General features: G+C 46.0%; 21 protein-coding genes. 6 read left to right on the forward strand and 15 right to left on the reverse strand.

Annotated features, from left to right (window positions below; all coding sequences use genetic code 11):
- Positions 1–10: 10 nt before the first annotated feature.
- On the reverse strand, positions 11–691 hold the full coding sequence (locus N5E84_RS14230; protein WP_019282254.1) for a YjbF family lipoprotein: 681 nt from the start codon (positions 689–691) through the stop codon (positions 11–13).
- 91 nt (positions 692–782) lie between these two features.
- A complete protein-coding gene (locus N5E84_RS14235) occupies positions 783–1,007 on the reverse strand; it encodes a hypothetical protein (protein WP_017048458.1) in 225 nt (74 codons plus the stop codon).
- Between the two features lie 287 nt (positions 1,008–1,294).
- On the opposite strand from N5E84_RS14235, the gene N5E84_RS14240 reads away from it, so the two are divergent.
- The 3 genes from N5E84_RS14240 (at position 1,295) to N5E84_RS14250 (ending at position 6,245) form a co-directional block, all read left to right on the forward strand.
- Positions 1,295–2,536 carry a capsule assembly Wzi family protein gene (locus N5E84_RS14240; RefSeq protein WP_232513656.1) on the forward strand — a complete coding sequence of 414 codons (1,242 nt, stop codon included), beginning with the start codon at positions 1,295–1,297 and terminating at the stop codon, positions 2,534–2,536.
- A 51-nt stretch (positions 2,537–2,587) separates the two neighbouring features.
- Entirely contained in the window at positions 2,588–5,224 is a 2,637-nt protein-coding gene (locus N5E84_RS14245) for an SLBB domain-containing protein (protein WP_019282252.1), read from the forward strand.
- A gap of 73 nt (positions 5,225–5,297) precedes the next feature.
- Positions 5,298–6,245: a Wzz/FepE/Etk N-terminal domain-containing protein gene (locus tag N5E84_RS14250; RefSeq protein ID WP_019282251.1), complete on the forward strand. Its 948-nt coding sequence runs from the start codon at positions 5,298–5,300 to the stop codon at positions 6,243–6,245.
- Between the two features lie 189 nt (positions 6,246–6,434).
- Here the strand turns inward: N5E84_RS14250 and N5E84_RS14255 are convergent, their stop codons facing one another.
- Positions 6,435–7,490 carry a CNNM domain-containing protein gene (locus tag N5E84_RS14255; protein WP_017048893.1) on the reverse strand — a complete coding sequence of 352 codons (1,056 nt, stop codon included), beginning with the start codon at positions 7,488–7,490 and terminating at the stop codon, positions 6,435–6,437.
- Between the two features lie 348 nt (positions 7,491–7,838).
- On the opposite strand from N5E84_RS14255, the gene hupA reads away from it, so the two are divergent.
- Both hupA and N5E84_RS14265 read left to right on the forward strand, forming a co-directional pair.
- Complete coding sequence (hupA, locus tag N5E84_RS14260; protein WP_010320328.1) at positions 7,839–8,111, forward strand: nucleoid-associated protein HU-alpha; 273 nt, start codon at positions 7,839–7,841, stop codon at positions 8,109–8,111.
- 42 nt (positions 8,112–8,153) lie between these two features.
- Positions 8,154–8,843 carry a DUF1481 domain-containing protein gene (locus tag N5E84_RS14265; RefSeq protein ID WP_019282250.1) on the forward strand — a complete coding sequence of 230 codons (690 nt, stop codon included), beginning with the start codon at positions 8,154–8,156 and terminating at the stop codon, positions 8,841–8,843.
- Between the two features lie 119 nt (positions 8,844–8,962).
- On the opposite strand, the gene purD is transcribed toward N5E84_RS14265, so the two are convergent.
- Together purD and purH are read right to left on the reverse strand one after the other, a co-directional pair.
- Positions 8,963–10,258, reverse strand: coding sequence for a phosphoribosylamine--glycine ligase (purD, locus tag N5E84_RS14270; RefSeq protein WP_019282249.1), 1,296 nt, complete (start codon positions 10,256–10,258; stop codon positions 8,963–8,965).
- Between the two features lie 207 nt (positions 10,259–10,465).
- Positions 10,466–12,058: a bifunctional phosphoribosylaminoimidazolecarboxamide formyltransferase/IMP cyclohydrolase gene (gene purH, locus N5E84_RS14275; RefSeq protein WP_019282408.1), complete on the reverse strand. Its 1,593-nt coding sequence runs from the start codon at positions 12,056–12,058 to the stop codon at positions 10,466–10,468.
- 164 nt (positions 12,059–12,222) lie between these two features.
- Here purH and zntR point away from each other — a divergent pair, with 164 nt between their 5' ends.
- Positions 12,223–12,621 carry a Zn(2+)-responsive transcriptional regulator gene (zntR, locus tag N5E84_RS14280; RefSeq protein ID WP_017046798.1) on the forward strand — a complete coding sequence of 133 codons (399 nt, stop codon included), beginning with the start codon at positions 12,223–12,225 and terminating at the stop codon, positions 12,619–12,621.
- 28 nt (positions 12,622–12,649) lie between these two features.
- Here the strand turns inward: zntR and N5E84_RS14285 are convergent, their stop codons facing one another.
- The 10 genes from N5E84_RS14285 to N5E84_RS14330 form a co-directional block, all read right to left on the reverse strand.
- Positions 12,650–14,290, reverse strand: a complete 1,641-nt coding sequence (locus N5E84_RS14285; RefSeq protein WP_019282406.1) for a methyl-accepting chemotaxis protein — start codon at positions 14,288–14,290, stop codon at positions 12,650–12,652.
- A gap of 400 nt (positions 14,291–14,690) precedes the next feature.
- A complete protein-coding gene (gene fis / locus N5E84_RS14290) occupies positions 14,691–14,987 on the reverse strand; it encodes a DNA-binding transcriptional regulator Fis (RefSeq protein WP_010320338.1) in 297 nt (98 codons plus the stop codon).
- Between the two features lie 23 nt (positions 14,988–15,010).
- Positions 15,011–15,979: a tRNA dihydrouridine synthase DusB gene (gene dusB / locus N5E84_RS14295; RefSeq protein ID WP_010320339.1), complete on the reverse strand. Its 969-nt coding sequence runs from the start codon at positions 15,977–15,979 to the stop codon at positions 15,011–15,013.
- Positions 15,980–16,118: 139 nt separating this feature from the next.
- Entirely contained in the window at positions 16,119–17,006 is an 888-nt protein-coding gene (gene prmA / locus N5E84_RS14300; protein WP_013855808.1) for a 50S ribosomal protein L11 methyltransferase, read from the reverse strand.
- Positions 17,007–17,119: 113 nt separating this feature from the next.
- Entirely contained in the window at positions 17,120–18,466 is a 1,347-nt protein-coding gene (accC, locus tag N5E84_RS14305) for an acetyl-CoA carboxylase biotin carboxylase subunit (RefSeq protein ID WP_013855809.1), read from the reverse strand.
- A 14-nt stretch (positions 18,467–18,480) separates the two neighbouring features.
- Positions 18,481–18,936 (reverse strand): acetyl-CoA carboxylase biotin carboxyl carrier protein, encoded by a 456-nt coding sequence (gene accB / locus N5E84_RS14310; protein WP_013855810.1) that lies wholly within the window; start codon positions 18,934–18,936, stop codon positions 18,481–18,483.
- Positions 18,937–19,019: 83 nt separating this feature from the next.
- Positions 19,020–19,469: a type II 3-dehydroquinate dehydratase gene (aroQ, locus tag N5E84_RS14315; RefSeq protein WP_013855811.1), complete on the reverse strand. Its 450-nt coding sequence runs from the start codon at positions 19,467–19,469 to the stop codon at positions 19,020–19,022.
- A gap of 285 nt (positions 19,470–19,754) precedes the next feature.
- On the reverse strand, positions 19,755–21,704 hold the full coding sequence (acs, locus tag N5E84_RS14320; RefSeq protein WP_029388264.1) for an acetate--CoA ligase: 1,950 nt from the start codon (positions 21,702–21,704) through the stop codon (positions 19,755–19,757).
- A 141-nt stretch (positions 21,705–21,845) separates the two neighbouring features.
- Entirely contained in the window at positions 21,846–22,478 is a 633-nt protein-coding gene (locus N5E84_RS14325; RefSeq protein WP_026027882.1) for a 3'-5' exonuclease, read from the reverse strand.
- A 13-nt stretch (positions 22,479–22,491) separates the two neighbouring features.
- A complete protein-coding gene (locus N5E84_RS14330; protein WP_029388263.1) occupies positions 22,492–24,318 on the reverse strand; it encodes a DUF294 nucleotidyltransferase-like domain-containing protein in 1,827 nt (608 codons plus the stop codon).
- Positions 24,319–24,383: the final 65 nt, after the last annotated feature.

Here is a 24,383-nt window from a genome sequence, read left to right on the forward strand (position 1 = left end):
CAGCCTATAATTACTGAGGTTTGTAAGGTTTTAATATTTCCATGTCGATTTTTAAGGCATCAGGAATTAACCATTGTGAGGACTTAACGACATTGCCGTTTCTATCAACCCAGAAAGTGTTGCTCATGCTTTTACCACTTTTATCGAACTGAACGTTTTCTTGCCACACACTTGTATTTTCTTGCCACAGTACTGATTCGATATATTCGGTGGCGACTTGACGAGTTGATATGGTGGCTCGTTGACCGAATTGATACTCAGGTTGCCAATCGTATTGGGCTTGCCATTGATTATCGTTGGTTAAAGACGGGAAGTTTTTTAGAGGCAATACGCTGTAAAGGTTTGCGGTCGGCATATTGATTGTTTTGATGATTCTACCATTTTCAGTAACGATCATTGCACTGTCAGAAGAGAGCCATTTATACTGTTTTTTACCTGAAGTTGGATGTATATCAATGAATGCCAATACCATGAAAATTTGTGCTTTATCGTTGATAGTCACGTAGCTGCTTAAATAAGGGATCTGCTCGATTTGTTGCTTGGTTAATGTCACATTATCGACGCCGAATGCGGCAAATTTAATCGAATCATTAATACTAGAAAACTTAGTTGAACAGCCACTAGCGGTCATTAATCCCAAAGACAGCAGAGCCGAGATCAGAGGTTTCGCCGTTTTTATTTTGCTCGACATCGATATTATCCGTTTTATGTCAGTAATTTGTTGTTTCTGGTAAGCATAAAAAACATCCTTAACAAAGTTAAGGATGTTTGTAGGAGCAAACTTAGTTTGTTGTGCCGTCAGTGCCTGTTGTCCCATCACTGTCTGATGCAGCAACAACTGCTACAACAGCAACAGCAAGGGCACCAGCTACGATACCTGATGTAGCAACAGCGCCAGTAGCAGCGGCTGATGCACCTTCTGCTCCTGCAGCTACCGCAGCTTCTTCAGCAAACGCTGTACTTGATAAACTCAAAGCAACTAATGCCGCTAATGCAATTTTTTTCATAGTATATCCTTGTAAATTTACAAATAAAAACATCGATGTCGGCAATGCATAAGCACGCCTATTGACATGGTATGCAAAATAGACACCAAAGTAAAAGTTTATCAATAGTCATTGAGTGTTTTAAAGAGTGATATCCCATTTAATGTATTCATTTTTTTAATATAAATGCAGTCACTATGAATTAGTTGAGTTGGTATGATGTATTTAGTATGCTACGCGCCAGTGTACACTTTAGTTTATTTAATAATATTAGCATTTAGGACTTTGCAGTGGTTAATAATGGATGGATGATGAAATCACTGGTTGTGCTCTTAGGGGGCTGCATTGTTTGCAAGCAAGCTTTTGCTTCCCCATGGTTAGAAACATCCGATCCTTTTGTGCGCTCAGATCTTGCGGCTCTGTCAGATTCAGGGAGGGTCAATAGCCCTACCAATCACTTTCCAATGCTCTGGTCGATGTTAGATAGTTCTATATCTCAGTTTAATGTTCTTTCTTCCTCTTTAAATTCTGAATATTCTCATCTCAGATACCGTTATCAAGCCGCTCAGTTAGAACGTGGAAATCGCAAATTTGCCGTAATTGTAAATAGCGAACCATTGGTAAATAATGCTTTTGGTCGAGAGAGTAATGATCATTGGGGCGCTTATGCTAGCTATGAAATGCTTAAGCCGCATTACGCTTTTCGTCTAACGACAGGGTATTCTGATGATGGTGAAGATCGCGATATCCGTTGGCAAGACAGTTACTTAGCGCTTAATACTGGTGGGTGGGTTTTTAGCATTGGTACTTTGCCTCGCTGGTGGGGACAAGGTTGGCAGCATAATTTGGTATTGAATACACACGAGTCGGTACCTGAGATTAGCCTTAGCTATACGAGCGAAAATAACTGGTTGGGTGTTTGGAGTTTGGAAACATTAGTCAGTGATGTTGATGATATTTACCAATACCAATGGTCTTCTCGATTAATAAGTAAGCCATTTTCTATACTGGAATATGGCCTTACTTACCATCAGTGGCTGAAACCTATTGATGACAGTGATTATCTAGATGAGCAAGTAACCTTCGATGCTAAGTTATCGCTACCTAGCGTTTGTGATTTTTATCATAGCGTCTATGTTGAAGTTGCTTCGGATCTTAGAGCCTCTCAGCTTGGGGCATTATTGTTTGGTTGGTCTGGTTTTATACCCTTCGATAAATACTCTTTTCGTTTGGTTATTGAACGACAACAAGGTCGTGATGATGATTTACATGTCTTGACAGACATGAAGTTATTTAATGATAAGTTCATGAGAAATAGCTATTTAGTGGAAGATGGTTGGTCTGTATCTGGTTACGTGCAGTTAGCGAATGACCATCAAATAGAAGCGACATATCAAGAGCAAACACAGTACCAACAGCAGGGCAAAGAATTGTATCAGGTAAGTTATCGACTCCCAGCGTTGAGTGGAAGACTTACCTTTGGTGTGGACAGAGAGCAAAGTGAAAGTAGTCAGACGAATTATTGGTCGAACTACGAATTTCGATTTTAACGTAGCTCTTTTAGATAAAAATAACTAATTAAAGATGATGGCTAGCATAAAATGATGAAGTGTAATTTTTTCTTTAACTCTTTCCTGCTGGTGTTTGTGGCTATTTTGCCAAGCACTGCGTTAAGTTTTACTCCAACAGCAGCGCAAATATCTCAATTTAAATCGCTTCCAAAGGCCCAGCAAGAGCAGTTAGCAAAGCAGTATGGGTTTGATTTAAATGCTATCTCTTCAGCATCTGCATCAAACGGAGTAAATGGAAAAGAAAAAATTGCTGAGCCGAAAAGAGCAACTTCCATTCAAGAGAATTCGAATGTTGAGTCGTTAAACTTAAAAGAATCTGATGAATCTGAACTTCCGCTATTTGGTTACGATTTATTTGTTGGCACTCCAATGGATTTTACGCCAGTGGATAATCTTCCAATCCCTTTAGATTATGTAATGGCACCTGGCGATGAAATACTGGTTCAGCTTTATGGTAAATCCAATCAGCGCTATTCAGTGACTATCGATCGTGATGGTAAAGTGGATTTCCCAGAGTTAGGTGCCGAATACATTGCAGGACAAACATTTGGCGAAATTAAGCAATACATTGTAAGTTTGGTTGAAAGAAAGCTCATTGGTGTTGAGGCGGTCGTTTCTTTAGGAAGTATCAGAACGATTCAAATATACATTGCTGGTGAGGCAACTCAACCAGGTGCTTATAATGTTAATGGGCTTACTACGCTCACTCAAGCGATTGTAGCAAGTGGCGGCGTTAAAGAGAGTGGAAGTTTGCGCAACATTCAGCTCAAGCGCAAAGGTAAGGTCATTCAATATTTTGATGCTTATAATTTATTGCTTAACGGTGATAATTCACAGGATATACGGTTGCAAGCGGGTGATACATTATTTATTCCCACCAGACAAGCAAGTGTTGCCGTTAAAGGTGAAATTATTCGTCCCGCCAAATATGAGCTAAAAGGGAAAACCACTCTTGAATCCATCTTAAAAATGGCAGGTGGTGCTTTACCTAATGCCTATCTTTCATTAGTCAATGTCCGACGAGTGAGTACTAATGGCGTTGAACTTATTACCCTCGATTTTTTAAATCAACCTCACCGTTCATTTATGTTACAACCAGGGGATGAAGTGTCTCTAGCTCCTGTTAACCAAAGCTTTAGTAATGTGGTTGCCGTTCATGGGGAGGCCATTAGGCAAGGTACCTATTCTTTTGTTCCTGGAATGAAAGTAAATGATGTGATTAAAGATATCGAACAAGATTTAAAGGAAACCGCCGATCTTCATTACGCTCTTTTAGTGAGAGAAGATGTGGCTCCCCGTAAGCTCAGAGTAAAACAATTCAGTTTACTTAACGCGATCTCTCAGCCTTTATCTGCGGATAATTTGCCACTTCAAGCTCGCGATCAAATTTTTATTTTTGATAATGGTATTGATTTGGAATATTGGTATCGCAAAGATAAAAATATAAAGGTAGATGTAGCCTCTACGGAGAAACCTAAGTTTGTTGAGGTAGTTGATCAAACTACAGGTGCGTTGGTGGAACTAGACACCACTAGTCAACTTGATCTTTTAGGGGAAGAAAAGGTTTCTAAGAGTGATAGCCTTAAAAAAAGCAGCCGAGAGTTATTACTTGAACCTATCATTGAGCGTTTGAGAGCACAGGCAACCTTTGATTCTCCTGCTCAACTTATCGAAGTAACCGGCGCAGTTAAATATCCAGGTGTTTATCCTTTACCTGACGATGTAAACTTTAAGGCGTTGATCGATGCTGCTGGTGGCTTTGCTGAGCATGCCTACCTTGCTCAGGCGGAAGTAACGCGTTCTCAGCGTGTCAATGATAGTTTTGATGTCGAGCACTATACAATTTTCCCTCGAAAACTAATCGATGGAGACATGTCGTTTGATTTTGTTGCTCAAGATTCGATCATGGTAAAACGTCAACCCGATTGGCAGCGCGATTTATCTATTGAGCTGCAAGGCGAGGTTAAGTTTCCTGGAACGTACACCTTTGCTCGTGGTGAAACCCTCTCTGATGTTATTGCTCGAGCTGGCGGTTTTACCCGATTTGCCTATCCTGCGGGTGCGGTATTTAGTCGTGAAAGTTTAAAGCGCCAAGAGCAAGAGCGATTAAAGTTACTTAATGTTCAGTTGAAACAGGAAATTGCTAGCCTAGCATTACGCCGTCAAAGCTCTTCAGCGAGCTACACCACTAGCCCTAATGATGCCATGGCGATCGCTGAAGAGTTAGAAAAAACAGAGGCGCTTGGACGGTTGGTTATCGACTTAAAGCAAGCTGTTGCGGGTGATAGTACTAATAATATCATGTTGGAGAGTGGCGATAAGTTATACGTGCCTGCTCTTCAACCAATACTCAGTGTCATGGGTGAGGTTCAATTTGCTTCGAATCATACTTATCGTCCGGGAATGAGTATAGAAGATTATATATCCGCAGCTGGAGGAACGAAAAAGCAAGCCGATACTGATAGAATCTATGTGATTCGTGCTGATGGTTCAGTTATGTTGCCAAATAATTCTTTCTGGTTTAGCCGGAAATCAAAACCACTGGAGCCAAGTGATACGATAGTGGTTCCAATTGATACCGATTACTTAGATGGGCTAAGTACTTTAACCTCTGCTACTCAGATACTGTACCAAATCGGTGTTGCTTGGAGCGCAATCAAAGATTAATGGGTTTTCGTCATTTTTATGTTGGCGTATTGAATGCGCCAACGTTTGCTAGTGTGTGATTATGAATAAACCAATGTTACAACAACCTATATTTAGTCATATGGATAAGTTAGGCGTTTCAGATGATGAGATTGACCTACGAGAACTTTTTGGGGCGTTATGGAAAGGTAAGTTGCTCATCGTGTTATGTACGGCTGTTTTTGCAGTTGGTGGTGTGATTGTTGCGCTATCAAAACCGAATACCTATCAAGCGGAAGCGAGTTTAGTTGCTGCCAATGAAGATAGTGGTGGTGGGTTAACGTCAATGGGAGGGCAACTGGGCGGATTGGCATCCTTAGCTGGCATTAACCTAGGAAGTGGTCGCTCAGGAGATAAGGCGATGTCTTTGGCTGTATTGCAGTCTCGTCAGTTTATCAATGCTTTTATCAACCGCCATCAGTTACTTGTGCCTCTAATGGCCGCTGAATCTTGGGATCGTGTATCTGGTGAGATGGTTATCGACCCAGCTCTTTATGACGTAGAAACACAGCAATGGATCCGAAAAATTGAGCCTCCACTCTCTTCTACTCCTAGTGATTGGGAGGCTCATAAAGCATTCAAAGAAATCTTTTCTGTTTCAGAGGCGAAAGATAATGGGTTGGTAAAGGTATCAATTACCCATCTTTCACCACTTATAGCCCAGCAGTGGGTTGAATTGCTGGTTAAAGACTTAAATGATTGGATTAAAAATGAAAAATTGACAGAAACCCGTCAGAATATTAGTTATCTTGAGCAGCAACTAGAAAAAACCAAATTAGTTGATATGCAGTCTGTTTTTTATCAGTTGATTGAAGAGCAGATGAAAAGTTTAATGCTGGCAGAAGTTAAAGATGAATTTGCTTTTAAAACGATTGACCCAGCCGTTGTTCCTGAAGAAAAAGCAGGGCCGAAACGGGCATTGATTTGTGTTTTAGCGACGTTACTCGGTGGAATGCTCGGTATTGCTATTGTGCTGGTTAGATTTGCTTTTAAAAAACCATAGAGTCGTTACTACCTTCATATGTATTACATGAGCCTCTATCCATAACCGCAAGTTGTGTATTGTGCAAAAAATTCGATATCTTTGTTTCGATATCGGATTTTTTGCATTTAATTTAACCTTTATTAAGCGTGAGTTTATAAGTCTATTTTCCCTTTTACTATTGTTAACTACACTTAGGCAGATTGGCGACTATTCCTCATCCCTGTTTTCAATGACGCCGTGTGTTTTCTTCCAACGTTCCCAGCGCTGGTAAGCGAGCTGCTGCATGTCGGTGGTTTTATCTGCTTCATCAATGATCTCTTCACCCAGTAGGTATTCAAAAATATCCTCTAAGGTCAGAATGCCTTGTACTGTGCCGTATTCATCAACGATTAACGCCAATTGCAGCCGTTTTTGCATCATTTGATCAAACGCCTTTAATAAGCTCATTTTGTTGAGCAGCGCATGAAGCGGCCTCATGACTTCTTCTAAACGTTTACTGCCTTGGCCCTTTTGTTGCAGTTTAAATAGCTCTAAGCGATGTACAAAACCGATGATGTCCTCTTTGCTTTCGCCATAAATAAGCGGACGCGAGAAGGGCGTATCTCTATGTTGCACGAGAAACTCGTCGATAGTGAGTTGCGCGCTGGCGCGAAACAAAACCGGGCGCGGTGTCATCACTTGAGTCACTGGGACGTGTTGGATAGCCAACAAGTTATTGAGTATTTTTGATTCGCCATCGGCAAACTCACCGCTTTCATTGGCCAGCATGGCCATCGCGGAGAGTTCATCACGCATTTTGGGTGCTTCATGGTGACGCGCTAAGCGTTTGGTGATCTGCTCTGAAAACCAGACAAAAGGTGTCAGAGCCCACACCATCCAGCGTAAAACTACCGCAGAAGCTGGCGCAAGTTGACGCCAATAGGTTGCGCCAATGGTTTTCGGTACGATTTCCGACAACACCAAAATGCCTAGAGTTAGCACCGCAGAAAATACGCCGAGCCATTCGCTACCAAATACGACCGCCGCTTGTGCGCCTGCGCTGGCGGCACCGATGGTGTGAGCAATGGTGTTGAGCGTGAGAATCGATGCCAAGGGACGGTCAATGTCCGCTTTGAGCTTGCTTAATTTATCAGCTGAAGGGTGAGCATTTTGGCGCAACTGAGCAAGGTAACTTGGTGTGATGCTCAGTAGCACAGCTTCAAGAACCGAACAGATAAAAGAGACACCGATGGCAACGGCAATATAAACCGTAAGCAAAAACATGATTGTTCCTTAGTTTTAATCTATACCAAATCAATACTGCGTTGAGCTTGATCCATGCCAATGTCGATCATTGGAGGCTCTACCTGCGTAGGATTGTACTGATATATTAGGTCGCTTAAGTGACCTGAAATATCAGGTATCCAAGCATAAGTACGCTATAAATAAGGGCTTACAGCGTCAAAAACAAGCGGATATTCTTTGTCAATCAGTAACAAATTGTGAGTTATTGCTCATATTGTGGTTAAAAGTGCGGCATAGAGACAAAAGATCAGCGACAAACCTTTGCCAGACGGGGGCTTTATGTTTTAGAGTGAGGTCAATTCGATAACACATGAGAAGGGAAACCTAATGAACAAGACCCAATTAATCGACTTTATCGCTGAAAAAGCAGACTTATCTAAAGCACAAGCAAAAGCTGCTCTTGAAGCGACTTTAGGCGCAGTTGAAGGCGCTCTCAAAGAGGGTGACCAAGTTCAACTAATTGGTTTTGGTACATTCAAAGTAAACCACCGTGCAGCGCGTACTGGCCGTAACCCTAAAACAGGTGCTGAGATTCAAATCGCAGCAGCTAACGTTCCAGCATTTGTAGCCGGTAAAGCACTGAAAGATTCAGTGAAATAATTTATACTACGCCGAGATACTCTCTCGGCGTAGATTTCTCCCATGAAAAAAATTCTTTTATCCATTCTATTTCCCCTAGTCTTAGTGGGATGCTCCTCCTCTAGCCATACGCCTAGTCTCGAACAATATTCCAATTATACCAGTGGGCAAACCATGGGTGATGCCACCAGTTTTTATTGGTATATCGAGCGTTCAGCTTCTCCAAACAGCGCCGCCGATTATGTCGCATCAGGTGATTATGGTTGGTATAAAACCAATTATCGCTGGGATGAAGGGACATTAAGAGAGCTCAAGCGCGAAGGTGAGCAGCTACAAAAGAAATCGCTCGTACCTTATTCGGTTCACTTACGTTTTAATGACGCTGGCGAGGCCATTTATCAACAATACCGTGTCGATGGAAAAATACTGCCACTCGATGAAGAACAGCTTTCCCATTACCTGCAACAAGCACAATACCTGATCTCAGAAACCAAAAATAAAGACAACCAAGGGTTAGAGCTGATTCAAGGGGTGTGGGATGGCGAAGTGTTTGAAACCTGCACGGGTCATGAATACACGCAGATGGAATTTAACCAAACGCTGCCCAGTTTTGTGGTCAGTCGTTTAGCATCATTGGATAACTACATTGCCTTTTTAGGTAAAATCCGCAATAACCGTGTCTATATCGAAGAGCTATTAATGCTTGCTGATGAGAATCATGGCTGTGTCGAAAAACCGCAATTGTTGAAGTGATGATTAAGTTCATCTCGAAGTGAGTTTAACACCAAGCCAATACCGAAGTATGAATATGAAGTATAAAAATAAGGCGCTCAATGAGCGCCTTATTGGATCATAACCTAGCTTTGTCGTTGTTATTTTGTTGTCTGTTGTTCACGAGCTATCGCGCGGTAGCCAATATCGCTGCGATAGAACATGCCATCCCAGTTGACCTGTTTGGCTAATTGGTAAGCGCGCTGCTGCGCTTGTGAAACCGTGTTACCAAGTGCGGTTGCGCATAACACGCGACCACCGTTAGTGACGACTTCTCCAGCTTGGTTGCTTGTGCCTGCGTGGAAGATTTTCTCACCCGCGACTTCTTGCGTTGGTAAGCCAGAAATGACATCCCCTTTCGCGTAGTCGGCAGGGTAACCGCCAGCGGCCAAAACAATACCGATAGAAGCGCGTGGGTCCCATTTTGACTCCACTTGATCAAGTTTGCCTTCTAGAGCGGCAAAGCAGAGTTCGACCAAATCCGATTGCATCCGCATCATGATCGGCTGAGTTTCAGGGTCACCAAAGCGGCAGTTGTACTCAATCACTTTTGGTGTGCCTTGCGCGTCAATCATTAGCCCAGCGTACAGAAAACCTGTGTAAGGGTTGCCTTCTGCTGCCATACCGCGAACGGTTGGATAAATGACCTCTTGCATCACGCGTTCATGGATCTCAGGCGTGACCACCGGAGCTGGCGAGTAAGCGCCCATGCCGCCAGTATTGGGGCCAGTGTCTTTATCACCGACGCGTTTATGATCTTGGCTGGTGGCCATAGGTAGCACGTTTTCACCATCGACCATGACAATGAAGCTCGCTTCTTCTCCATCTAAGAACTCTTCAATCACCACGCGGCTGCCTGCATGACCAAAGGCATTGCCTGCGAGCATATCTTGAATCGCGTCTTCGGCCTCTTGCAGCGTCATCGCCACAATGACTCCTTTGCCAGCGGCAAGGCCATCAGCTTTGACCACAATCGGCGCGCCTTGCTGGCGGACGTATGCCAAAGCAGGTTCAATTTCTGTGAAATTAGCGTAAGCCCCAGTAGGAATATGATGACGAGCTAAGAAATCTTTGGTGAACGCTTTAGAGCCTTCGAGCTGCGCTGCCGCTTGAGTCGGGCCAAAGATGGGTAAATCCGCCTTACGGAAAGCATCCACCACGCCAAGCACTAAGGGTGTTTCTGGGCCAACAATGGTCAGTTCAATACGTTTTTCTTGAGCAAAAGCGACCAAACCAGCAATGTCTTCCACTGCAATGTTGACGTTCTCAAGTTTAGGCTCAAGCGCTGTGCCCGCATTACCCGGAGCAACAAAGACAGTTTTAACATTTGGGTTTTGAGCGACTTTCCAACCCAGAGCGTGCTCACGACCGCCAGCACCTATAATCAGAATGTTCATCTATGAGTATCCTTTAACGTATAGAGTTTGTTTGTTGCCATTTACCCCCTCCTAACCTCCCCCTTAAAGGGGGAGGAACTTGGATGACAATATCTCCCCTTAAAGGGAAGGAACTTGGAGAACAATACCTCTTTCTAAAAGTTAGGTGAGGTCACTTGGTTTCTATTCCCTCCCCTTCTAGGGGAGGGCTAGGGTGGGGTAAGGTTTTTAGTGACGGAAGTGACGCATACCAGTAAAGATCATCGCCATACCGTGTTCATCGGCGGCGGCAATCACTTCGTCATCGCGCATCGAACCGCCCGGTTGAATCACACACTTGATGCCCGCTTGCGCCGCGGCATCAATGCCGTCACGGAACGGGAAGAAGGCATCAGAAGCCATCACACATCCTTCGACTTGCAAACCTTCATCAGCCGCTTTAATGCCCGCAATTTTGGCTGAATAAACGCGGCTCATTTGGCCTGCGCCCACGCCAACAGTCATGTCACCTTTTGAGTAAACAATCGCGTTTGATTTGACGTATTTAGCTACTTTCCAGCAGAAAAGAGCATCTTTGATCTCTTCTTCACTCGGCTGGCGCTTGGTTACGATTTTGAGATCATCAAGGCTAACCATGCCTTGATCGCGATCTTGTACCAGTAAGCCACCATTGACGCGTTTCACGTCAAAGCCCGTGGTTTTCGCTGACCATTCACCGCACTCAAGCAGGCGCACGTTTTTCTTCGCCGCAACCACTTCAATCGCTTCCGCTGAAACGGTTGGTGCGATGATCACTTCAACAAACTGGCGCTCAACAATCGCCGCTGCAGTTTGTGCGTCTAGCTCGCGGTTAAAAGCGATGATGCCACCAAAGGCAGACGTTGGGTCGGTTTGGTAAGCGCGGTTGTAGGCTTGAAGAATATCACTGCCCAAGGCAACGCCACATGGGTTGGCGTGTTTGACAATCACACACGCTGGCTCAGCGAACTCTTTCACACACTCAAGAGCGGCGTCGGTATCGGCGATGTTGTTGTAAGAGAGCGCTTTACCTTGGAGTTGGCGTGCAGTAGAGACTGACGCTTCCTCTGGGTTGGCTTCAACATAGAAAGCGGCCGCTTGGTGACTGTTCTCACCGTAACGCATGTCTTGTTTTTTCAGGAATTGTTGGTTGAAGGTGCGCGGGAATTTGCTCTCTTCATCACCTTCTTTGTTCTCTCCGTAGGATGGAACCATAGTGCCGAAGTAGTTGGCGATCATGCCATCGTAAGCGGCGGTGTGTTCAAAAGCGGCAATCGCAAGGTCAAAACGTGTTTCGAGTGTTAGCGAATTGTCGTTCGCATCCATCTCGGCAATGACACGGTCGTAGTCATGTGCATTCACCACTATGGTCACGTCTTTGTGGTTTTTCGCCGCAGAACGCACCATAGTTGGCCCACCAATGTCGATATTTTCTACCGCATCAGCTAGGGTACAACCTGCTTTAGCAACGGTTTCGGCAAACGGGTAAAGGTTGACGACCACCATATCAATCGGCTTAATACCGTGTTGTTGCATGATGTCGTCATCTTGACCGCGGCGGCCCAGCACGCCACCGTGTACTTTCGGGTGCAATGTTTTTACGCGACCGTCCATCATCTCAGGAAAACCGGTGTAGTCAGAAACTTCTGTAACAGCAATACCTTGGTCTGCTAATAAGCGAGCGGTGCCACCAGTAGAAAGAATATCGACACCGCGCTTCGCGAGAGCTTGAGCGAACTCAACAATGCCGGTTTTGTCTGATACGCTGATCAATGCGCGGTGAATAGGACGAGCGTTATTCATGCTTTGGTCTTCCTCAAATCATGGAGTTAATGGGAAATTTGATGGCGCACATTCTAACCAAACAATCATCAAAAAGCTCGCGCAATCGTTTGGCATCGCAAAATTTTTTATAAAAACGGCGATATTGGGTATCAAACGTAATAAAAACGTTAAAGGAGAATGAGATGTTTCAAATTGGAGAACTTGCCAAACGCTGTAAAGTTTCAACCGATACGCTGCGTTTTTATGAAAAAAATGCGCTAATAAAACCGGCGGGGCGCAGTGAGTCTGGTTATCGTTTATATAATCAAAAAAATCAGCAGCAGGTGAGTTTTATTCTTAAAGCCAAAGAGCTAGGGCTCAGTCTGGATGAGATCAAAGAGTTACTGGAAATAAAGCTGGAAGCGACCGAACACAGCTGTGCAGAAGTGAAATCGATCACCAGCGCTAAGCTGGTGGTGATTGATCAAAAAATCGCCGAGTTAACGGCGATTCGTCAAGCGCTAAAAAAAATCAACGATGCGTGCTGCGGTCATATAGACGACAACGCCAGCCACTGCTCAATTTTAGCGGCATTGGAGTGATCTCATCAGCCGATAAGGCGTGAGTTACTCACACTTTAAAATGGCTAATGCTCTGTTTCAGTTGTTGGCCACTGTCTGAGAGATATTGACTGGCTGTCGACACTTGATCGGCTTGGGCTGCAGCTTGGGAGCTGTGCTCGGCAATATGAGTCAGATTGCGATTAATCTCTTCTGTAGCGGTGGTTTGCTGGGCGCTTGCCTCAGCAATATGTTCATTGAGTGAGAGAATCTGTTTTACTTGCTCATCGATCTCATCGAGCACTTGCTGCGCTAAAACGGCTTGTTGCTGTGTGGCGGTTGATTGTTGCTGCGTTTGAGCCATAAATTCTCCCAGCTCTTTTGCGCGAGCCTGTAATCTATTGATTATCTGCTCTATCTCGTTGGTGCTGGTTTGAGTACGCGTTGCCAGCGCCCGTACTTCATCCGCGACGACCGCAAAGCCTCTTCCTTGTTCACCAGCACGTGCTGCTTCAATCGCCGCATTCAGGGCCAATAAGTTGGTTTGTTCAGCTATCCCTTGGATGACCGCCAGTATCGCTCCGACATCTTGTGTCTCTTTCGCGAGGTTTTTAGTGGTGGTGTCAGTGGTGGTCAGTAGTGCAGACAGGGAGTCCATAAAATCAGAAGCTTTGCCAATCACCGAGCTGCCTTCTTTGCCTTTGCTGCTGGCCGTATGCGCGGCTTTCGCGGCACTACTCGCTGCATTAGCCACTTCTTGATTGCTCGCATGCAGTTCGTTCATTGCTGATGCGACTGTATCGACGGATTGCTGCTGCTCTAAGGCTTTGATTGAGGCATGTTGTGAGAGTTGAGTAAGCTCATTTGCCGAGTGGTTAACATTGTCGGTGATCGGTGTGATATTGGTAATGGTATGACGAATCTTCTCTGTGAACTCATTGAAGGCTTGCGCTATGTGTGACAGCTCATCACTACCTTGCACCGAGAGCTGTTTGGTTAAATCACCGTCGCCTTTGGCGATTTCTTCGAGTGCCTGTTTGGTTTCTTCACACGGTTTAGTGATGCTATTTCCTATCACTACTGAAAGAATCAGCATCACAATAATGACGAGGCTAAGAATGAGCAATATCGATTGTAGGCGTTGCCAAATCAACGCATTGACATCGTCGATGTAGACTCCAGAACCGAGGATCCAACCCCAAGGTTTAAATAATTTTACATAAGAGATTTTACCCACATCGACGCTAGAACCTGGTTTGGGCCACATATAGTCGACAAAGCCTTCACCCTGCTGTTTAGCGACTTTAGTAAATTCTACAAACAGTTTTTTTCCGGTCGGGTCGGCGGCATTGGAGAGATCTTTGCCGTCCAATTGGGGCTTCATTGGGTGCATGATCATACTTGGCTGAAGGTCGTTGATCCAAAAATAATCATCAGCATCGTAGCGCAGTTTCGCGATGGCTTGTTTGGCTTGAGTCTGTGCTTGTTGCTCGGACAAAGTGCCATCGATTTGTAATTGGTGGAAGTAACTTAATACGCCGTACCCTGTTTCGACGATGTGGCGAGTTTTTGTCTGTTTTGATTGCATTAAATCGTGTTGATAACTATTGAGCATGGAGACAAATGGGATCAACAGTAGCAGTGTGGTGACCGTGGTCAGCAGGTATAAACGCGTTCTAATTTTGGTCTGGCGCAAGTTCAGTAAGCTCATTGACGTCACTCCTTGTCAATCTTCCGAGTGGTTTTATCATTATAGGCCCATTTGACTTGGTGTTTAGATTGTTGCGTCGCCGAGCTCATCTTAGTCACTCCATTTTTGGGGGGATAAAGCCTTACTCATTGTATGCACTGTTCACGACAAGTGATTTGGGGATCGGTCGGTAAATTTCCATCACATGCACAATGTAACCAGTTTGTTGCGGTCGCGTAAATGCGACAACAGAAGAAGAGAGAGCCCGCTCAAACAATCAGATCTCTTTATTGCATTAATGCAAAGTAAAGCAGCCCGTTGATATTTTAGTTATCCGTTGGGTGAAAATGAAAAAACCGAGCGCAGAGGCTCGGTTTTAAAAGCGATGGTATCTAGTTGCTAGATTTGTGCAGTAGCTAGATTAGTTCATGCCGTATTTTTTTAGCTTCTTACGAAGAGTGCCGCGGTTGATGCCCATCATGGTTGCTGCGCGAGTTTGGTTACCGCGAGTGTACTGCATGATGGTGTCGAGTAGTGGCTGTTCAACTTCAGCAAGAACTAACTCGTATAGTTCTGTCACTTCTTGGCCGTTTAACTGCGCAAGGTAGTTTTTAAGAGATGCTTTAACTGAATCACGTAGTGGCTTTTGCGTGATTTGATCTTGTGAAGTTACGGTTGTTACTGTGAAAGCTTCTGAAGTCAGGTTTTGTTCGAACATATGCGGTCTAGCTCTTCTCTTAATTATGATGCAACGTTATCAAAATAACCTTCGAGCGCGTCAATTTGCAGCGGTGCTGCGTCAATAGCGTTGAAGGTACGGCGAAACTCACTCGCTTGTTCATGTTCTTTCAGATACCAACCCACATGCTTACGAGCGATGCGAGGGCCTAAATACTCACCATAGAAACTGTGGAGAGCCTGTACATGGCCAAGCATAATATCTTTCACTTCCGCAGCCGGAAGTTCAGACATCGTGGTGCCGTTTTCCAAATAGTGTTGGATTTCTTGGAAAATCCACGGGCGACCTTGGGCAGGGCGTCCAATCATTAAAGCGTCAGCGCCGGTGTAATCCAGCACGTATTTCGCCTTCTCTGGGCTATCGATATCACCGTTAGCAATAACCGGAATAGAGATGGCGTTTTTCACCGCTTTAATGCTGTCGTATTCGGCCTCGCCTTTGTACATACACGCTTTGGTTCTGCCATGCAGGGCTAAAGCTTGTATGCCGCAGTCTTCGGCTAATTTAGCGATGTAGACACAGTTTTTGTTGTCTGTGTCCCAGCCAGTACGGGTCTTTAATGTCACTGGGACATCAACGGCGTTCACCACCGCTTTCAAGATCTGTTCAATCGTCTCCGGAAATTGGAGTAAGGCTGAACCCGCCAGCTTTTTATTCACCTTTTTTGCTGGGCAACCCATGTTGATGTCGATGATCTGAGCACCGTTCTCAACACTAAATTGGGCTGCATCGGCCATAAGCTGTGGGTCGGCTCCCGCAATTTGTACCGAGCGAATGCCCGATTCGCCCTCATGTACCATACGTTGCATCGACTTTGACGTATTCCATAGAGCAGGATTAGAGGACATCATTTCACTGACGGCCATGCCTGCTCCATAGCGAAGACACAACTCTCGAAATGGTCTGTCAGTTACTCCTGCCATAGGGGCAACGATAAGATTGTTCTTAAGTTGATAGTTTCCGATTTTCAAAACGTCATCACAGTTCTGTACCAGCAAGGGCGCGCATTTTACGCATTTTTTTACTGCGTGAAAAGACTAATATTTGAGCATTTACAATTTGTTTTAGTAAATCGTATAAAATACAGTCTATTAGCACGCAAAGTCTTATCTAGCCTTGCTTGCGACCCGAGATGCGGCACCACTCATTGAGCTCAATTATCGGGTCAATGTGAAGCTCGTCACGATAATGGTTGGCAACTTCTTCGGCTTGAGTGTCTAAAACACCGGACATCGCAAGTTGGCCATTGGGCTTAAGTAACCCTTTTATCACACCATTCAGGTCACGCAGTGGGCCGGCCAAAATGTTGGCCACAACCACGTCAGCGATTAAGCCTTCAGGTTGGTCTTGTGGCAAATACACTTCAAGTTGGTCAGCTACGCCATTGCGCCCTGCGTTGTCGTTAGAAGCAAGCAGTGCTTGTGGGTCGATATCAATACCGACGACTTTGGCTGCGCCCAATTTGATCGCCGCAATGGCTAAGATGCCTGAACCACAACCAAAATCGATGACGGTTTTGCCTGTCAGATCGAGCCCTTCGAGCCACTCTAAACATAATGCGGTCGTCGGGTGAGTACCTGTACCGAATGCAAGGCCAGGGTCGAGCATTACGTTGACAGCGTCAGGCTCTGGGATTTCACGCCAGCTTGGGCAAATCCACAAACGTTGACCAAATTTCATCGGGTGGAAGTTGTCCATCCATTCACGTTCCCAGTCTTTATCTTCGAGCTGTTCAACTTTGTAGGCAAAGTCATCACTCAGCAGTTTGCTTGAGCGAATTTGGTCTATGATCCATGCGCTATCGGCTTCGGCATCATACAGCGCCAGCACGTCGGTATCGCCCCAAAGGCGAGTTTCGCCCGGAAGCGGTTCAAAAACAGGGGTGTCGTGAGCATCAAGAAAAGTGACGGATACTGCGCCCGTCTCTTCCATCAGCATGTCGCCAATTGGCTCGGCATTGGCGTTAGTTGCGTTCAGTTTAATTTGAATCCAAGGCATGTCAGTTGCTCTGTTATGTCGTCAGTTGGCGCAGAGTTTAGCAGAAACTGACTCGGCTGCCGAAAACAAAAATGCTCACCGAAGTGAGCATTTGGTCTCTCGCGACGCGAAAATTAGTGCTGTAAACCCAATTTCTTCTCAAGGTAGTGGATGTTCGCTCCACCGTGTTGGAAGTTCTCATCTTGCATGATTGATTGCTGCAAGGTGATATTGGTTTTAATGCCATCGACGATCATTTCGTTTAACGCATTTTTCATGCGCGCAATCGCCACGTCACGGTTTTCACCGTAAGTGATGAGCTTGCCGATCATTGAATCGTAATGTGGCGGCACTGTGTAGCCAGCATAAATGTGCGATTCCCAACGAACGCCCATACCGCCCGGCGCGTGAAAACGTTCAATTTTGCCCGGTGAAGGGAGGAAACGAACCGGATCTTCCGCGTTGATACGGCATTCAATTGCATGGCCACGGATCTTGATGTCATCTTGGGTAAACGACAGTGGTTGACCTGCGGCGACGCGAAGCTGTTCTTTGATGAGGTCAACGCCAGTGACCATTTCAGTGACTGGGTGCTCAACTTGAATACGCGTGTTCATCTCAATGAAGTAGAACTCGCCGTTTTCGTATAGGAACTCAAACGTACCGGCACCACGATAGCCAATTTCGAGACAAGCGCGTGTACAACGTTCACCAATGTATTTACGCATCTCTTCGGTAATACCTGGTGCTGGAGCTTCTTCAACCACTTTTTGGTGACGACGCTGCATTGAGCAGTCACGTTCACCAAGGTGAATTGCGCCACCTTGACCATCCGCAATAATTTGTACTTCAACGTGACGTGGGTTTTCTAGGAATTTTTCCATGTAAACCATGTCATTGTTGAATGCTGCTTTGGCTTCGGCACGCGTCATTGCGATCGCTTGAGTCAGTTCATTTTCGCTACGAACCACGCGCATACCACGACCGCCGCCTCCGCCAGAAGCTTTGATGATCACAGGGTAGCCGATGCGTTTCGCATGAGCTTTGTTTTTGACTTCATCGCCATCCAGTGGGCCGTCAGAACCCGGCACACAAGGAACGCCCGCTTTTTTCATTGCGCTGATGGCTGACACTTTGTCACCCATCATGCGAATGGTATCGGCTTTCGGGCCAACAAAAATGAAGCCTGAACGCTCGACTTGTTCAGCAAAGTCGGCGTTTTCAGAAAGAAAACCGTAACCGGGGTGAATTGCTACTGCGCCAGTTACTTCTGCTGCAGAAATAATGCGTGGAATGTTTAAGTAGCTGTCAATACCACGTGCTGGGCCAATACAGATGGTTTCGTCGGCCAACAGTACGTGTTTTAAATCACGATCGGCAGTGGAGTGCACGGCAACAGTTTTGATGCCAAGCTCTTTACATGCGCGCAGAATACGAAGTGCAATTTCACCTCGATTCGCGATGACTAATTTATCTAACATAAAGCAAACCTCGATTATTCGATAACAACAAGCGGTTGGTCGAATTCAACGGTCTGGCCGTCTTCAAGTAGGATTGCCGTAACGATACCTGCTTTATCGGCTTCGATTTGGTTCATCATTTTCATCGCTTCAACGATGCATAGTGTGTCACCGACTGAAACACTTTGACCGACTTCGATGAACGCTTTTGAATCTGGACTTGGTGAGCGGTAGAAAGTACCGACCATTGGCGAAAGCACTTGGTGACCTTTTGGCGCTACAGGCGCGGCGGCTTCAGCCGTTGGCGCAGGTGCAGCGACTGGCGCGGCTTGTTGTGCTGGCGCTGGTGCAGCGTAATGCATCTGAGCCATCTGTACTGGCGCAGTGTTACGACTGATGCGTACCGATTCTTCACCTTCAGAGATTTCTAGTTCAGAAATGCCAGATTCTTCTACCAGTTCGATAAGCTTTTTGATTTTACGAATATCCATCTTTTCTTTCTCTTTATCTTGTGAATACGTCAGCCCTTAAGGTTGGGCCGTAGAGTGTTTGTTTATCGTTGATCGTCTGTGGGTTATTTTGCCTGTAGCGCTTTTATGGCAGCTGCAAGAGCAAATTCATAACCTTGTGCACCTAACCCGCAAATCACCCCTTGCGCCTTATCCGACAGATAGGAGTGATGGCGAAAAGGTTCACGTGCGTGAACGTTGGATAGATGCACTTCAATAAATGGGATGGCGACACCCAATAACGCATCGCGCAGTGCCACACTGGTGTGCGTCAATGCGGCGGGATTAATGATGATGAAGTCGACCTTGCCGTAAGCGGCATGGATGGCTTCGATCAGCTCATATTCGCGGTTCGATTGAAGATGTTCTAACTCAATATCTGCTTTTTGCGCTTGTTCGCGTAATGTCTCGACAATGTGCGCTAAGGTGTCAGAACCATAATGTGCAGGTTCACGTAGCCCTAACAGGTTAAGATTTGGCCCATTTAAGACCAGAATGCGAGATTTAGCAGTCATTGTGTCGACATCTCCCTATATCGTGAAACGAATATTAATATTCCCATATTATTCTTAGGTCAGAGTGAATTTTTCGTCAAAAATTCCCTGAATTTAAGAAATTGCCCAAGATTATAGCTAATTCAGCGCAAATGGCAGCAATTTACTGGTCTTATCAGATAGTTTACTCATTTAATTCTGCAACCGAGTTAACAGAATGAGAAGAACTGAGAGGGAAAGAAAAAGCCGCCACAAGTGTGACGGCTTAATCATCTCAATGCCTCGCGGCAGGTAGAATCGTTAGCGTTAAGACAATTCTGCTTTTTCGGCGATCAATTTATCCACTACGCTAGGATCGGCCAGTGTCGAGGTATCGCCCAAATTGCTGGTGTCGCCGGTGGCGATTTTACGCAAAATACGGCGCATGATTTTGCCAGAACGGGTTTTGGGCAGTGAATCGGTCCAGTGCAGTACATCGGGCGTTGCAATTGGGCCAATCTCTTTTCGTACCCAATCTTTGACCTCTTTGTGCAACTCGGCACTGGGGTAGACGCCATCATTTAAGGTGATGTAAGCATAAATGGCTTGGCCTTTAATATCGTGTGGTACGCCGACAATTGCCGCTTCTGCAATTTTATCAAAAGCAACCAAAGCTGATTCAATTTCCGCGGTGCCCATGCGGTGGCCAGAAACGTTTAACACGTCATCCACGCGGCCCGTTATCCAGTAGTAGCCATCCTCATCGCGGCGTGCGCCATCACTGGTGAAATACATACCTTTGAAGGTTGAAAAATAGGTTTGTTCAAAACGGTCATGATCGCCATAAACGGTGCGCATTTGACCCGGCCATGAATCTAAAATAACCAAGTTACCTTCGGCAGCCCCTTCAATGATGTTGCCCATGTTATCGACCAAGGCTGGTTGCACGCCAAAAAATGGCCGTGTGGCCGAACCCGGTTTAAGTGCTGTCGCGCCCGGCAGTGGCGTAATTAAAATGCCACCCGTTTCGGTTTGCCACCATGTATCGACAATCGGTGATTTTTCGTTACCGATGGTTTTGTAGTACCACTCCCACGCTTCTGGGTTAATTGGTTCTCCCACCGAACCCATAATGCGCAAACTGGTGCGTGACGTCTCTTTGACGGCTTCATTGCCTTTCGCCATCAAGGCGCGAATAGCGGTCGGCGCAGTGTAAAGAATGTTGACTTGGTGTTTATCCACCACTTGACTCATGCGGTTGGTGTCTGGGTAGTTGGGAACCCCTTCAAACAGAACGGTTTTTGCACCATTGGCCAAAGGACCGTAAACCAAGTAGGTGTGGCCAGTGATCCAGCCCACATCGGCGGTACACCAAAACACTTCGCCCGGCTGATAGTCAAACACATATTTGAAGGTCATCGCCGCGTAAACAAGGTAGCCACCGGTTGTGTGCAGCACTCCTTTGGGTTTACCGGTTGAGCCTGAGGTGTAGAGGATGAAGAGGGGATCTTCCGCTTTCATGGCTTCGGCTGGGCAATGGTCGGAAGCTTTTGCGGTCGCTTCATGCCACCACACATCACGATGTTCGTGCCAGTCAATTTGGCCACCAGTGCGTTTAAACACGATCACTTTGCTGATGTTTTTCACTTCAGGATGAGTCAAGGCTTCATCGACGTTTTTCTTCAAGGGCACAGCGCGACCGCCACGTATACCTTCGTCGGCAGTGATGACTATTTTGGAATCGGAATCGATAATGCGACCGGAAAGGGCTTCCGGTGAAAAGCCTCCAAACACCACAGTGTGCACTGCGCCAATTCGAGTACAAGCGAGCATCGCAACGGCTGCTTCTGGCACCATTGGCATGTAAAGACAGACCACATCTCCTTTGCGTACTCCTTGATCTTTTAACACATTAGAAAAGCGACACACTTGTTGATGGAGCTCTTTAAAGGTGAGGGTTTTATCGTCAGCCGGATCGTCACCTTCCCAGATAATCGCCACTTCATCACCACGAGTGGCAAGGTGGCGATCGATGCAGTTAGCAGAGACGTTTAATGTGCCGTCTTCAAACCAGCGAATATCTACATGGCCAGTATCAAACGAGGTTTGTTTCACTTGAGTGAAAGGCTTAATCCAATCCACAATCTTGCCGTGTTCACTCCAGAAGCCTTCTGGGTCGGTCACTGATTGTTGGTACATCGCTAGGTAAGTGTCATTATCCGCATGTGTTTTGGCTTTGATGTTCTCTTTTACCGGATAAACGTGGGCTTCACTCATTGCTTTTCTCCTTGTGAATTCGAACAATTTCCCTGTTGATTGGCGATCAAATTGCGCTGAAAGGAAAATCTGTATGTGGGTAACTGTCAGTCAGAGTGCGATTTTCTACAATTAGACTTTAGGATGAGTGTGGGGTAAGTGCTAGCGCGAGTAAGGTGCAACAAAGGGAGGCAGATCACCTTTGGTCAAGCGTACAAACACTAATGCCGCGGCGATGGCATCTTGCAGCGCGTCGTGTTTATCCTGCATCGGCAAGTCAAGATGGCGACAAATCGCCTCTAAGCTGAGGTCGATGTACGCGTTCGGCAGCATTCTCTCTAACTGATCATGATAGATTTGACTTACTTCGATGAGGGCATTGGGCAGTGGAAAGCCTAAATGTCGCCGGCAAGCGAGGTCGAGGATTTTTTTGTCATAACGAATGTGATAGCCCACTAAAGGTCGGTTGCCGATAAAGTCTAATAGGTGAGTGATGGCCTCTTGCTCGTCGATGCCATCGACCAGATCTTGATGGCGAATTTTGTGGATTTTGACTGAACCCGAGTCGAGCGATTGTGGCGCGCTCAAACGCACTTCAAATGGCTGGCTGGTTAAAATGCGGTTGTCGATGATTTTGGTGGCGGCAATCGTCACTAACTCGGCGCGATTCGGGTCAAGGCTGGTGGTTTCGCAATCGAGCGACACATATTCCCCTTGCATCGGCGTTGCAAACAACGGCTGATAAGGCGAGTCTTTCAGCTTGTGAAACCAATAATGGCGTGTAAACCAATTCAATTGTTCGCCTCCACTATTCGCGAATTTGATAGTGATAGCCAAGCCACTGCTTGAATTTTTTCACCACGTGTAAACTGTGCCTGAGCAGGTCACGCTCGGTTCGGTCGAGCTGTTTTAAATCGAGTTTATTGGTGCTGTGTTGATTGCTCAGTTGCTGAGCTAAGCGCAATTTAAAGAACTGTTTGAGCGCTTCACTGAGATTATCGGCGGTTTCTTTTTCCAAAACCCGTTGCTCTACTAGCACCTCGATGCGTTCAAAGGTGTTGTTTTGTTGAACTTGATGTTCAAGGCTTAGGGCGCGAATGCCATGCACAATCGGGAAAATGCCACCTTGTTTAATATCTAAGCCAGATTTGGAGTGTTTTACGGTGCCAAACAGCGTGAGTGGTACAGAAAAGCTCAGCGCGGGGCGAGTAAACTCCATCAAAATCAATTCTTGGTCGGCCATTAAATGGCTCAAGTGATGTTTAATAGGGGCCAATAAGTGTTTGTTGCCCGCGACGGCGTGTGCGTCGGCCATGATCGCAATCTCCATCACTTGCTCGGGTTTGGCCGCTTTTACCCATTGGCTAAGCGTGGTTTTCCACTCAGTTTGGCTTTTGACCCATTTGGGATTATTGACCATCACATTGCCCGGACAAAGCGGATAGCCGAGCTGCTGTAAGGTGTGGGTGAGCGTGTCCATGACCACACCCATTTGATGCCACTGCAAGCCATCTTTGATGATCAGCGCGTTATCTTGGTCGGTTTTGAGGATCTGCTCTCCACGGCCTTCGGAGCCGAGTACGATCAAGCAGCAGTGATCATGCAGCGCGGGTGGCACAACCAAATGAAAGGCTTTTTCGATGATCTGTTCATTGACTGCTGAAATCAGCTCCATAATAAAACGAGTGCGAATGCCATTGTTGATTAGGCTTTCAACCAGTTGCCGCTGTTTGTTGGAGGCGAGAGCTAACTCTTCCACGCAGTTGGCGCGAGCAATACTTAACGTCAGCACGTGAGAATGAGTGGAGAAAGCACTGAGAATTTGTGTCATGTCCAGCATGCCAACCGCTTGATGGCCATCACACACCATCACTCGTTTTATGCGGTTGCGCGTCATGGCAATCATCGCATTAAACAGAAAATCGCCATCGTTGATGTGCAGCACAGGAAAGGTAGCAATTTCCCCAACAGGGGTATCGAGCGGGTGGTTATCGAGCATAACGGAATGCAGCATATTGGTGCGCGTGACGATAGCATAAGGGTGCGCGCTGGGGTTTTCGATTAAGCGTTGATCATGCTCGGCAAGACGAACTAAGGCCGCATCAACTCCGTTATCGCGTAATTGCTTGGTCACTTGGTTGAGCGGTTGATCTGGGCTTAAAATCATCGGTGGATGGTAAATTGAGTCATCCACCTTAGTTAAAATAAATTCGGCTAAATTCTTTTGCTGGTGTGCCACATCAAGCAGAGCTTGGCGTTTGGCGAGGTTATTGTCGAAGTAGGCGGCGAACTGACCGTTGTCATTATACAGTTCGAGAAAGACGGCTTTCGGCAGCAGATAGCTCAAGGTGTCTTCCAGCGCCACGTACTGATGCTTGGCTTTTTCTTCAAACAGTGCGCGTACATCAAACATGTCATCGTTGGCGTAGTGAGCAAAAATCTCTTTGCCATCTGGCGAGCGTTCTTCGACCGCGCCTTTGATCAGTACGTGTAGATACACGCTGGGCCTGTCGCTGGCCTGCAGCAGATCGTTGCTACGAAAATACGCCACATCCAAGGATGAGCGAAGTCGCTGTTGCTGCGGCGGTGTTAAGCGGTCAAAGGGCGGTGACTGCATGTTGAATTTGTCAGGCATAACGATCGTCACTCAGAAGAAATTCCTATCTAAGTGTGACAAAAATCGCCACTACCTCCAGACGA

This window comes from Vibrio sp. J502 (assembly GCF_025397955.1).
Classification (GTDB): domain Bacteria; phylum Pseudomonadota; class Gammaproteobacteria; order Enterobacterales; family Vibrionaceae; genus Vibrio; species Vibrio anguillarum.